General features: G+C 68.8%; 10 protein-coding genes and 1 rRNA gene. All 11 read right to left on the bottom strand.

The window, feature by feature from the left end; all coding sequences use genetic code 11:
* Positions 1–1,525, bottom strand: a 1,525-nt coding sequence (locus DEIPH_RS15695; protein ID WP_051517444.1) for a putative baseplate assembly protein, incomplete at its 3' end; no start/stop codon positions are given.
* Between the two features lie 3 nt (positions 1,526–1,528).
* Positions 1,529–1,936, bottom strand: coding sequence for a GPW/gp25 family protein (locus tag DEIPH_RS15700; RefSeq protein ID WP_034359922.1), 408 nt, complete (start codon positions 1,934–1,936; stop codon positions 1,529–1,531).
* A 209-nt stretch (positions 1,937–2,145) separates the two neighbouring features.
* Positions 2,146–4,146 (bottom strand): ATP-binding protein, encoded by a 2,001-nt coding sequence (locus DEIPH_RS15705; RefSeq protein ID WP_235183267.1) that lies wholly within the window; start codon positions 4,144–4,146, stop codon positions 2,146–2,148.
* Positions 4,147–4,577: 431 nt separating this feature from the next.
* Positions 4,578–5,369, bottom strand: a complete 792-nt coding sequence (locus DEIPH_RS15710) for an ABC transporter ATP-binding protein (protein ID WP_034359924.1) — start codon at positions 5,367–5,369, stop codon at positions 4,578–4,580.
* A gap of 44 nt (positions 5,370–5,413) precedes the next feature.
* Complete coding sequence (locus DEIPH_RS15715; protein WP_034359926.1) at positions 5,414–6,430, bottom strand: FecCD family ABC transporter permease; 1,017 nt, start codon at positions 6,428–6,430, stop codon at positions 5,414–5,416.
* Between the two features lie 68 nt (positions 6,431–6,498).
* Complete coding sequence (locus DEIPH_RS15720) at positions 6,499–7,422, bottom strand: ABC transporter substrate-binding protein (RefSeq protein ID WP_034359929.1); 924 nt, start codon at positions 7,420–7,422, stop codon at positions 6,499–6,501.
* A gap of 51 nt (positions 7,423–7,473) precedes the next feature.
* The gene (locus tag DEIPH_RS15725; RefSeq protein WP_034359931.1) at positions 7,474–8,451 is read right to left on the bottom strand and encodes a FecCD family ABC transporter permease; all 978 of its coding nucleotides are present in this window, start codon (positions 8,449–8,451) and stop codon (positions 7,474–7,476) included.
* Entirely contained in the window at positions 8,448–9,404 is a 957-nt protein-coding gene (locus DEIPH_RS15730; RefSeq protein WP_034359933.1) for a sucrase ferredoxin, read from the bottom strand. The genes DEIPH_RS15725 and DEIPH_RS15730 overlap by 4 nt, the downstream gene beginning before the upstream one ends.
* Positions 9,401–10,267 (bottom strand): ABC transporter substrate-binding protein, encoded by an 867-nt coding sequence (locus DEIPH_RS15735; protein WP_235183268.1) that lies wholly within the window; start codon positions 10,265–10,267, stop codon positions 9,401–9,403. The genes DEIPH_RS15730 and DEIPH_RS15735 overlap by 4 nt, the downstream gene beginning before the upstream one ends.
* 23 nt (positions 10,268–10,290) lie before the next feature.
* Entirely contained in the window at positions 10,291–11,226 is a 936-nt protein-coding gene (locus DEIPH_RS15740; protein ID WP_407636517.1) for an iron-siderophore ABC transporter substrate-binding protein, read from the bottom strand.
* A 721-nt stretch (positions 11,227–11,947) separates the two neighbouring features.
* Positions 11,948–12,064 (bottom strand): 5S ribosomal RNA (gene rrf, locus DEIPH_RS15745).
* Between the last annotated feature and the right edge of the window lie 125 nt (positions 12,065–12,189).

Raw genomic sequence — 12,189 nt, forward strand, 5'->3', positions numbered from 1 at the left:
CCTGCCCCGGCTGCACGTCCAGCGCGCGAATCTGGCCGGGATAGGCGCCCTCGCCCGCCGCGCCCGCCAGGTTCGGCGTGATGCAGCGCGCGCGCGCCACGCCCTCCACCTGCCGCGCCAGGAACTCGTAGTCGTCGGCGGTCACGGCGCGGGTGCGCGTGCGCAGCACGTGGGGCACGCGCTGAACAGCGTCTTCCAGCGTCTGGGCATTGCGCCCGCCCAGCGCCGGGGCGTGGTTGGTGACGCGCGCCACGTAGGGAATGCTGGCCTTCAGGACGCTGAGGGTGTGGGCGGGCACGTTGCCGGTCACGCCGCCGCCGTGCAGATACCGCTGGAGCCGCAGCGTCGCGCCCTTGGGCGGCACCGCGCCGAAGCGGTACACCGTGCCGTCGGGCTGGAGCAGCGCCGGCCCAAAGGTCACGGTCCCCGCCAGGGACTCCAGCCGGAAGTGCCGGTCGCCGGGGCCACTCTCGGCAAAGTCGGGCACGTCGCTCCAGAAGGTGGGCGACTCGCCCGGCGGCTCGCAGACGATCACATCCTCGCCGCTTTCCAGGTACAGCACGGGGCTGTTGAGCAGCTGGAAGCTCTGGCCGGGCGTGCCGTCGCTGCGGCCCAGCACCTCGTTCCGCACCACCACCGCGTGCCGGGCGCTGACCGTGCCGCCGCGGGATTCGGCCCGCAGCGCCTCGATGTCGGGCGACACCTTGTAGCCCGCGTAGTTCTGCTCGCTGGTGATGCGGCAGCGCAGCCAGTAGCCCGAAACGCCGAAGAACTCCTCCTGCGCCATCGCGGGCAGGCGCAAAATCACCTCGCCCGACACGTTGAAGGCCAGGGTGCCATCGTACTCGACGGCGCAGGCGGCCCAGCGGCTGAGGCTGCCCTGCCACACCTCCCACACGAAGGGCGGCTCTGCGGGGTCCACGCCCGCCCCGCCCGCCACCTCGCAGGCCAGCAGCAGGGCCAGCACGTGGGCGCTGTGGTCGCCCTCGAAGCACAGGTAAAAGGCGTCCCCCGGCACCGGCTCGGGCGAGAAGACGGCGATCTTGTGCCCCAGCACGCCCAGCCGCTCCAGATCGTGCTGCACGAAGGTGTTCTCACCCAGCGCATTGCCGGTCAGGGCCGCCCGCAGCCGGGGCGGCGTGATGGTCAGGTCCGTCTCGGTGGAAAAGACGATGGCTTCCGACACCTCGGTGCGCACGGTCGCCACCTCGGTCGCCGCGCTGATGGTGAGCGGCTCCGATTGCGCCGCCGAGAGATAAAAGGTCACCGGGGCCACGGCGGCGCGCGGCGGGTCGAGCTGCACCCCGATCATGTCGAGGAACTTCACGAACATCTTTTCCGGCACCTGGTTGACCCGGAACAGCAGCAGGTCGGTCATCCAGGCAAAGACCTCCAGCAGCGCGATGCCGGGGTCGGAGGTGTTGTGGTCGGTCCATTCCGGGCAGTACTGCGGAATCAGCTGCCGGGCCTGGGCCACGATGTCGTCGAAGCGGCGGTCGTCCAGATTCACGGTCGGCAGGGGCATGCGTTACCTCAGGGTCCGGCTTTCCAGCGGCAGGCGGTAGAAGGGGAACACCAGCGAGTGTTCCACGTGGTCCTCCACGATGCGGTAGCGGATGCCCAGCACGATCCGCTCCGGATAGACCTCGTCGATGTCGGCGTCCACCCCCAGCAGTTCGATGCGCGGCTCCCAGGCGGTCAGGGCCTCATGGACGTAATAGGAGGCCAGCCCCAGCGTGCTGGCGTCGTTGGGGGCGAACAGCAGTTCGTGAATCTGGCAGCCGTACTCGGGCCGCATCACGCGCTGACCCTTGGGCGTCATCAGGATCATCAGGATGGACTGCTCGACGGCCCGCACGCCGCCCACCAGCGCCACGCGCCCTCTGGCGTTGGTGGCGACCGGAAAGGCCCAGCCGGTTCCCAGGTGTTCGCTCACTTCAGTCCTCCGCAGGGTTCGGAAACGTGCCTTCCCAGATGTGTTCTCCATGAATTCTGACACAGGGTCGGCCCAATCTAGCGCCTCCTCCCCGCTGAAGCTGCACCGAAGTCGGGAGCCGAGCGGAGCGGGCAGGCGTGCCCAGGCGCGCGTCCGTTTTGCCCAGGAAGCGAGAATCAGAAGCTGCGGGAACGCGGCCGGCAGGGACCTCACCAGTCGGCGAAGGCGGCGGCGTCCAGAGTCACGCGGCCCAGCTTGCGCCACTCGGCCCTAATGGCCTCGCGCAGCAGAGCCATGCTCAGCGGCTCTCGCCGCGCCGCCGCCAGAAAGGCCGCCCCCAGCGCCACCGAGCGGATGTTGCCCCCCGCGAGCTTGACGCGCGCCAGCCGGGCGAAGTCCACGCCGCTCACGTCCACCTGCGGCGGAAAGGCCCGCCGCCAGATGCGCTCGCGCTCGGGGGCCTCGGGGGCGCGGAAGTTCAGCACGAAGCGGATGCGGCGCATAAAGGCCGTGTCCATGCCGCTTTCGAGGTTGGTGGTCAGCAGGGCCAGGCCCGCGTAGGACTCCATGCGCTGGAGCAGGTAATTGACCTGGGTGTTGGCGTAGCGGTCGTTGGCGCTCTGTACGTCGCCGCGCTTGCCGAACAGCGAGTCGGCCTCGTCGAACAGCAGGATCACGCCGCCGTCGTCCGCCGCATCGAAGATGCTCTTGAGGTTCTTCTCGGTCTCGCCGATGTACTTGCTGACCATGCTGGAGAGGTCGATGCGGTACAGGTCGAGCCGGAGTTCGTTGGCGATCACCTCGGCGGCCAGCGTCTTGCCGGTGCCGCTGGGGCCGCTGAACAGCGCGCTGATGCCCAGGCCGCGCGCGTGCCGGCCCATGCCCCAGGTCTCGTACACCTGGGTCCGGTGCCGCACGTGTTCGACCAGCCCATGCAGCACCGCCAGGTCGGCGTCCGGCAGAATCACGTCGTCCCAGCCCGGCGTGCCGGTGAGGCGTTCGGCCAGGGTGCCGATGCGGCGGCGCCCCGCCACCCGGCAGGCTTCCCAGGCCCGGTCCAGGCGCTCGTCGTCGGACAGGTTCCCGGACAGCCCCGGCCCGGACAGGCCCAGGCGGACATTGCCGGCCAGGTCACGCAGGGCGGAGGCGTTCAGGTCGAACTGGTCGGTCAGCTCACGCAGGCGCGGGGCATCCTCGCCACGCAGGCCCAGGGCGCTGGCCCAGAGGCCGCGCTGCTCGGCGCGCGTGGGGCGGGTCACTTCCAGATTCAGGACGGGCCGCCCGCTGCCCAGCGCCAGCGGCTCCGTGGTCAGCAGCACCAGCGGCGCGTGCAGGTGCGCGGCGACGCTGGCCACGCGCCGCTCCAGCGCCGCCGCCGACCCCTTCTCCGGGTTCAGGTCGAGGTCGGCCTCGGACGCGTCGAGGCACAGCGCCAGGGGACGGAGCCGCGTCTCGCGCTCCCACAGCCGCAGGTCGCGGTCCAGGATCTCGTCGCTGCCGAGGAGCGTTCCCAGCGACAGCCGCAGCAGCGGCACGCCCAGCCCCGAGAGGGCCGCTGCGGCCAGGTCGAGCTGCGCGCTCACGTCCCGCCCGTGAAGCTGCGCGGTCGCCCGCTCGTCCGCGTGCAGGTGCGCGGCCAGCGTGGGCAGGTGCGCCGCAGCCGAGTGGGCAAGTGGGCCGGCAGGGGCTTCGAGGTGCTGAACATAGCGGTTCAGGCGGGGATTCAGGCGGTCGTCGCCGTACACGTAGGCCAGCACCGCCGGGTCCACCGAGAGCGGGGCCAGGCTGTGACCCGGAACCCCCGCCGGGCGGGACAGCAGCCGCCAGTGCAGCAGCGGCGCGTCGTCGGCCAGGGCGGTCGGGTCGCCGTCGAAGAGGCTCAGGGCCAGGTGCCGGGATACGGAGCCTGGGGGCGGCAGCTCGGCCGGGTCGTACTGCGCCTGCGCGAAGTGCCGGAACCGCAGCGGATGCACCTCCGCGATCAGCGCCAGCATCAGCACCGCGCGCTCGAACCCGCCCAGCGACAGGGCCTCACACAGCTGCGAGAAGCGCGACCCGCCGTCGTCCAGGGGATTGTCCAGGCTGGCCCCAGGTTCGGCCTCGCCTGACAGGTGGGTATCCAGGGCATCCAGAAAAAGCTGGAGGGCATCGGTCACGCGGGCAGCGGTCCACTCGGGGACAGCAGGCACGGCGGCACGTTTCTCGGTCACGGAACGCGTCATGCGGAACCTCGGGCGTGGGGAAAGATGACCCACCCAGTCTAAGGCAAAACCGCCCAGGGCAAAACTGCCGGCCCGCCGCACAGATCGGGACAGGTCACCAGCAAAACAGACCTGAAGGACGAGAGAGGGTTGTCCATCACCCAAGGGCTGGCGTACGGGGAAAGGCGCACGTGAATCCCGCGTTCCCACGGGTCAGCCGGCGGGAAGGTCCGGCTTTCGGGCAACTGAACTACCCCAGCTGCGGAGCCTGACCGGGGCTTTGCAACTCCCCAGCTTCCCTCATCAGCGCCCGGCACTTTGGAAGAGGCGGAATCGAGCACCCGGCCTTTTTCACACTAATGTTTGTTAGTTTGAATTCGGACAGAAGTGCGGTGTGGGCTTTCGTGCCCCGTTGCAGGCGAATGGAGCCGGTCGAGCGTTCAGCGCGTCAGGGCGTAGGGAATGACGTGCGGCTTCCCGGTGTCCGGGTCGGCCAGAATGTGGGCCTTGAGGTCGAACACTTCCCGCAGCAGTTCCGGGGTCAGCACGGTGCCCGCCTCGCCCTGCGCGACGACCTCGCCCCCCTTCATGGCGATGAGGTCGTCGCTGTAGCGCACCGCCTGATTCAGGTCGTGCAGGACCATCACCACGGTCTTGCCCTGCTCCCGGTTGAGCCGCTGGGCCAGATGCAGCACCTCCAGCTGGTGCGAGGGGTCGAGGTACGTGGTGGGTTCGTCGAGCAGCAGGATGTCGGTCTGCTGGGCGAGACTCATGGCAATCCAGGCCCGCTGCCGTTGCCCGCCGCTGAGGGATTCCAGCGGGCGGCCCGCGAAAATGCGCATCCCGGTCTGGTCGAGTGCCCAGGTCACGGCCTCGCGGTCTTCCTCCCGGCGCACCGGAAAGCGCCCCTGATGCGGATGACGCCCGAACCAGACGAGTTCCTCGACACTCAGCCCCTCCGGCGCCGTGGGTCCCTGCGGCAAGATCGCCAGCCGCCGCGCCACTTCCCGGCTGGGCAGGGCGTGGAGGGCCTGCCCGTACAGGTGAATCTGCCCGCTTCCCACCGGGAGCAGCCGCGCCAGCGCCCGGAGCAGCGTACTTTTTCCGCAGCCGTTCGGCCCGATGATCGACGTGACCCTGCCGCCCGCCACGCGCAGGTCCAGTTCGGGAATGATGATGCTGGAGCCGTAGCCCAGGCGGAGCTTCTCGGTGGCGAGCGGGAAATCAGTCATGGGTATGGCCTTTCGGAGGGTGGGCGCCCCTCTGCCCTGACGGCTCACCGTGTCCTCCTCAGCAGGTAGAGAAAATACGGCGCTCCGACCAGTGTGGTGAAGATTCCGGCGGGCACCTCGGTGGGCGGCAGCAGCGCGCGGCCCAGTGTATCCGCCGCGAGGACGAGGACCGCACCGAGCAGCATGGCGACCGGCAACAGCCGGGCGTGCCGGGCGCCCACCAGCAGGCGGGCCAGGTGCGGGGCGAGCAGGCCCACGAAGCCGAGAATGCCCGCACCCGTCACCGCCGCGCCGGCCAGCGCGACCGCGACGGCCAGGCAAAACAGCCGGGCCGCCCCCACCCGCGTTCCCAGCGAGGTCGCCAGGTCTTCTCCCAGGTTCAGCACGTCCAGCGTGCGCGCGCAAAGCAGGGCGGCGGGCAGCAGGACCAGCGCCCAGGGCAGCACCCGCGCTGCCCGCACGGCGTCGGCCCCATACACGGTCCCGGTCAGGAAACTGAGGGCCGCGCCCAGGCCGTCCGGCGCGCGCACCAGCACCAGTTGCTGGGCGGCCCCCAGGGCGGCGGCCACGGCCACACCGACGAGGGCCAGACGCACCGGATGCAGCGCATTTCCGGTGTGGCCGCCCCACTCGCGCGACAGCAGCAGCACCAGCGCGAAGCCCGCCCACGCCCCGGCCAGGGCCGCCCAGGGCAGCCCACCGGGAGGCGCGCCGGGCCACGCCAGCAGGAAGAGGGTCGCCGCCAGACCCGCCCCCGCCCCCACACCGATGATGTCCGGCGAGGCCAGCGGGTTGCGGATCACGCCCTGCATCATCGCCCCGGACGCGGCAAACATGGCCCCCGTGAGCAGCGCCACCACGATCCGCGGCGCACGCAACTCCAGCACCAGTTGCCGGGTCAGCTCGTCCCCGCGGCCCAGCAGCACCTGCACCACGTCCCCGGTGGGCGTTTTCACCGCCCCGAGGCCCAGGGCCAGGATACCCAGTAACAACGCCGCGCCCAGCAGCAGCACCCCGATGAACAGCGCCCGCCGGCCGGTATATCTGGACGTATGGATCATGGGGCCGCTCCGGGAACGGAACGTGGCCTGCCCTGCGGCCGGCTGCCCTGTGTCATCCGCCTCAAGGCCTAGTCCCTGAAGTCGGCGCCGGGCGCGGCGTCCTGAAGCAGGCGGCTCTGAATGGTTTCCGCCACCATCAGCCGCAGGGCCAGCGGCCCGCGCCCGCGCGTCCAGTTGTCGCGGTTGAACTGGTACACCCGCCCGCGCTGCACGGCGGCAATCTTCTGCCACAGCGGGTTTTTCTTCCAGGCGTCGGTGATCGGCGTCTCATCCGGGGCCGTGAACAGCACCAGGGTCTGCGGGTTCAGGGCCACCAGCCCCTCCAGCGCGACCTCGTACTGGGTCTGACCGTCCTTGACGGGCAGTTGATTTTTCCGGCCCAGGTCCTCCAGGAAGCTGCCCACGAAGCTCTCCCGGGTATGCACGGTCAGCGACCTGGGCGTGACCACCGCCGCCACGAAGGAGGGCGCCCCTTTCTTCGCGAACGCCCGCGCCTTGTTGATCAGCGCCCGTTGATCGGCCAGGAGCCGTTTTGCCGCCGCCTCGCGCCCCACCAGTTGCCCGATGGCCAGGGTCTGGGCGTTCAGGTCGTCCAGGCTGCCGCGCCGGCTTTGAAAAGCGGCGGTGGGCGCGATTCTTGCCAGCTGCGGATAGGTATCCTGATGGACGAACGCGTCCGCCAGGATCAGGTCCGGGCGGCTCGCCGCGATCAGCTCCAGGCTGGGTTGGGCGCGGCTGCCGGTGGCGGGAATCGCCTTCACCCGTGGAGCCAGGTAGGGCGGCGCACCCCGGTCGCCCCCCTGCAAACCCAGGGCCGCCCCCACCGGCTTCACGCCCAGCGCCACCAGGGTGTCCAGAAACGAATATTCCAGTGCCACCACCCGCCGGGCAGGCGTTTTCAAGTCCAGGGTGCCCCGCTCGTGGCCCACGGTGAGGCCAGCGGCGACAGAAAGCAGGGTGAAGGCCGACAGGACCAGGATGTTCTTATGCATGATGCCTCCGGGGAGGGGAATGAGAAGGAGGGGTGGCGCAGGCCGGGGCTGTCAACGCCGGCCTATGCGCCGCGCCAGAAGCACGAAAAAAGGCGCTCCGGCCGCGGCCACCAGGATACCGACCGGGGTTTCGGCGGGCCGGTCGATCAACCGGGCAGCGACATCCGCGGCGATCAGGAAGGCCGCCCCCAGCAGGGCGCACAGCGGGAGGCTGCGGCGGTGATCCGGCCCCAGCAGGGCGCGGGCCGCGTGGGGAACGATCAGGCCGACGAAGCCGACGGGGCCGACCACGCTGACGGAAGCCGCAGCGAGCAACACCCCTAGCCCCGTGATCAGCAGCGAGTCGCGCTCGGTGCGCGCGCCCAGACCCCGCGCCACGTCCTCACCCAGCGCCAGCACGTTCAAGCGGGGCGTGAGCAGCAGCGCGGCCAGCAGGCCCGCCAGCAACCAGGGGGCGATCTGCCCGACCTGTGCCCAGGTCCGGCCCGCCACGCTGCCCGACAGGGCGAACAGGGCGCCCTGGGCACGTTCTTCCCACAGCAGCTGAATGGTGCGGCTGGCCGCCCCCACCAGACTCGCCACCGCCACACCGGCCAGCGCGAGGCGCAGGGGGGTGATGCCCACGCTTCTGGCAACGCTGTAGGCCACCAGCGCGGCGAGTGTCCCGCCCAGAAAGGCCGCCGGAATGAACCACCCGGCGGGCGCGGCAGGAAAGAACACCACCAGCACCAGAATGGCGAGCGCGCCGCCCGCCTCCACCCCCAGAATGCCGGGGTCCGCCAGGGGATTGCGGGTCACCGCCTGGAGCATCAGCCCCGACACGCCCAGGCCAGCGCCGGCCAGGGCCGCGACCAGGGTGCGCGGCAGCCGCAACGTCTCAAGGATCAGGCTCTCGGTGGAGCCGTCCGGGTGCAGGAGCAGCGTGGCCACCCGGCGCAGCGGAATATCGCTCGCGCCGAGGGCCAGGGAAGCCAGAAACGCGGCGACGAGCACCCCGAGGCCGAGGGGCAGGAAGGCCAGCCGGTTCAAAGAGCAGGCCCTTCGCGCCAGGTGCCAGGCTCCACCCGGTACTGCGCCACGTCCAGCCGTTCCGCCTTGTGGCTGGACCCCGGCACGGCGAGCCGGCCCGCTGCCTCCACGCGGGCACGGACCTCGCCCCGCCGCCCCTGCCAGACGTAAGTGAGGGTGACTTCCGGGCCACTCACCGTGGCGGTGCGTTCGGCGTTCAGCCAGTCCCAACCGTGCCGCATCAAGAGTTCGCGGTCCAGCACCTGGGCGAGTGGGGGCAGACCCGCGAAGCCGCGCAGGTGCCCCCTGACCTCGGCGGGATGCCGGTCGCGGTGGGCGACGCCCCGCGCCAGTTCGGGCGTCAGGTGCGCCCACAGCAGACCGCTCGGGAACTCCACCGCTGTCGCCGCGAAACGGTGGCCACCGAAATGCCCGGTCCGCCACGCCCGCACGCCGGCCTGATGCAGCGCCTGATAGACGGGAACGCCGTACTTGCCGCAGGCCGCGTCCACCGTGCCGTGCGTGCAGACGTGCAGGTCGGGGCCGGAGGGAACGGGAAGTTCCTCCCACTCGCGCAGCCTGTGCGGTTCGAGCAGGGTCCCCGTCAGGGCGCGCGCCCACTCGCTTTGCGGCAGGTGCGACCGGTAATCCCGCCGGGTGTAGCCCCCCGCGCCCCGCGTGTAGTGCCGCACACTCAGCGGACCGCCCGGCTGCTCGGGCGCACTCATCAGCAGCCCGAAGCCCGCGCCGCTCTCCTCGACCTTGCCGCGCAGCCGCTCGAACACGCGGCGCTGCTCCGGCGTCCACTCCTCGACCCGGCGGAGCTGCTCCCAGACGCGCACGTCCAGTTCCAGCACCGCGACCTCCTCCCAGTGCGGGGCCGTGCCGATGGGGTCTTCGCCCAGTTGCCGGGAGACGTCGGAGCAGAAGGGAAGCCGCGTGGAGGATGAACCCGTTCCAGCAGGCCGCGTCATTTCAGGAACTTCTCCAGGTCGTCCAGCACCCGGTTGGCCGCCAGGATTCCCGTCCCCGTCATCCAGAAATCGTCGTCCACGGAAAAGGCCCGGCCCGCCTTCACCGCACCCAGGCTTTTCCACAGCGGACTCTGCATCATCTCGCTCTGGGTGGTGGTCTTCGGGTCGCCCCAGGTCGTGTAGAACAGGGAGGAAGCGTCCATCTGCGGGATGGCTTCCTGGCTGACCATCGCCGCGAAATCATTGACCCGCTGGCTGGCCGGGCGGCTCAGGCCCGCCTCGTCCAGGATGGTGCCGATGAAGCTCGCCCGGTGCATGATGCGCGTCTGCCCCGGCAGGAAGCGCACCACACTGATGCTGACCCCCCGGTGCTTCTGTCCCACCGTCTTGGCCCGCACCCGGAAGCGGTTCAGCAGCGTCTGGGCCTGCGCTTTCTTGCCCAGCGCGTCCCCCCACAGCAGCAGGTTTTCCCGCCAGGTCGCCCCGACCGACTCGGTCAGCACCGTGGGCGCGATGCGCGAAAGCTGCGTGTACAGCTCGCCGTGACGGACTTTGCTGGACAGAATCAGGTCGGGCTTCAGGGCCAGAATGCGCTCCAGGCTGGGCTGGGTGATGATGCCCACGTTCTGAATCCCACCCGTGCGGTCATTCAGGTAAGAGACAAAGTTGTCACTGTCGGCAAACTTGGACACCGCGCCGACAGGCTTGATGCCCAGGGCCAGGGCCGTATCCAGCGGGCCGACGTCCAGCACCACCACCCGCCTGGGCATTTTGGGAACGCAGGTCACACCCGCCGCATGGGTGATTTCACGGCCCTGACAGGCGGCGGAAGCCCCCGACGACAGGACAAGGAGGGCGGTCAAGACGAGTCTGCTCGCGGGACGCCTCACTTCACCTTCTCCAGAATCAGCCGGGTCAGGTCGTTACTGTTGCGCTGGCTGACCAGTGGGCCGCTGTAGGGGCTGAAGGCTTCCGGAACGTACAGCACGCTCTGGTCTTTCAGGCGTTGTCCCACCGGCGTTTTCAGGAAGGCGTCCGCGCCGTTGTACTTGCCGCCGGGGGGAAACAGCACGACCAGCGTCTGCCTGTCCAGCCCCAGCAGCGCCTCGTCACTGATGGCCGAGCCAACGCCCAGCGTGGTTTCCTTCGGCTTCAGGCCGTCCTTGAAGCCCAGCGCCCGCAGGTCGGGAATCAGGCGGACATCGGTGTACAGCCAGTTGCTTCCCCCCGCGAAGGGGGCGACGACCACGACTTTCGGGTACTTCCTGAAGACACCTGCTGCCAGTAACTTGCGGGCATTGGCGCGGTTCACGTCGGCCACCTGCTTGATGACCCGTTCGGCCTGCACCTGACGGCCAAACACGCGCGCCAGGTCCCGCAGGCCCTTCTGCCAGAAGCCCGCCGCGCCCTCCTGATAGCCGACGGTGGGCGCAATTCTGCTGAGCTTGTCGTAATTCTGGTTACCCTGCCAGGTCAGGCGCACGATCAGGTCGGGTTTCAGGGCCAGCAGGGTTTCCAGGTTCGGCGCTTGCCAGTCCCCGATATACGCGGGCTGGTTCAGCTTGACCCGCCCATAAAAGCCGTTCCGGAGCACTTCGGGTTTGATCTTGCCGCCGGTCAGGTCACTCGGAGAGAAATAGGTACTGCCCAGGCCCACAACACGCTCCGACAGGCCCAGCGCGGCCAGCCACCCCAACGCCTCCTCGTCCATGACGACGAGCCGTCGCGGGTCTTTCTTGACCGTGGTTGTGCCCTCGTCGTGCTTGATGGTGATGGTCTGGGCAGACGCGCTGGGAAGGAGAAAGGCAAGAAGCAGGGTCATAGGAACCTTCATGAACAGATACTGAAGTATTCCGACTAAGAAAGTCAACTTTATCTGGCTGTCCTCCGCAGATCCTGCGAATTTCAGGAGATGGACCGGGGAAGAAGCCTGCCGACTGCCCTGACAACCGAGGCACATCAAGCGGTGAGGCAGCTCATCCTGGGCCTATAGCAGGCACAATGAGCGCTGCCCTCTGAGGGGAGTGGATGACGGCTACGGCTCCACTGCGTCATGTCCCCTGCATTGAGCGTGTGCGAAAGGCCAGGACGCTGCACAGCAGACTGTTCCAGAAGGACCAGCAGATCAATCTCAGATGTAGTGAGGGCGACGCTGCTTTCAGTCCACCGCGATGGCTCAGCTCCCCAGCATCCGTTCACCGAAGTAGCAGCGCCTGCACAGGCCGGAATTGTGCCGTAGACCGGCCTGATTCTCGCGCGGCAAACTCCTATTCCATTGAAAAAGGCGCGGCGGTGACAGAGAGGAAAGCTCGGCACTTCGACTTTCATCTTCTGCCGCCACCTCTCCCCTTTTCCATCTGCCTGGCCGCGTCTCACCGCGGCGACTCGCGCTAGACCAGTTCAGCCTGCCCGATAGCCTGGGCCTGACAGACAACCCAACGCGGCTACAAGAGTGAGAAATTCCTTTCCTGTGAGCAGACTAATATAGCAACAAAAAGCGGCCCTTCACATAGAAGGGCCGCTTGCTGATATTAAAGGGAAAACCCCCGCGCTGACCGACTTTTCCGGGACCCTGCGGTCCGAGTATCATTGGCGCTGCCGTGTTTCACGACCCAGTTCGGCATGGGGTGGGGTGGGTCCACGGCGCTATAGGCACGGGGGTGTCTGGGTTTACGATAAGGTAAAACGCAAGACTTCTGCGAAGAAAGAGCAAAGAGAAAGGTGGTCAAGACCTCGTCTGATGAGGACCAGTCAACTGAGCACCTTGCGGGGCTTGCATTTCTGG

This window comes from Deinococcus phoenicis (assembly GCF_000599865.1).
Lineage (GTDB): Bacteria > Deinococcota > Deinococci > Deinococcales > Deinococcaceae > Deinococcus > Deinococcus phoenicis.

Excerpts from the sequence above, each read along its gene's own strand:
- DEIPH_RS15710 (WP_034359924.1), bottom strand. The coding sequence starts at position 5,369 with ATGACTGATTTCCCGCTCGCCACCGAGAAGCTCCGCCTGGGCTACGGC.
- DEIPH_RS15730 (WP_034359933.1), bottom strand. The coding sequence starts at position 9,404 with ATGACGCGGCCTGCTGGAACGGGTTCATCCTCCACGCGGCTTCCCTTC.
- DEIPH_RS15740 (WP_407636517.1), bottom strand. The coding sequence starts at position 11,226 with ATGACCCTGCTTCTTGCCTTTCTCCTTCCCAGCGCGTCTGCCCAGACC.
- DEIPH_RS15720 (WP_034359929.1), bottom strand. The coding sequence starts at position 7,422 with ATGCATAAGAACATCCTGGTCCTGTCGGCCTTCACCCTGCTTTCTGTC.
- DEIPH_RS15715 (WP_034359926.1), bottom strand. The coding sequence starts at position 6,430 with ATGATCCATACGTCCAGATATACCGGCCGGCGGGCGCTGTTCATCGGG.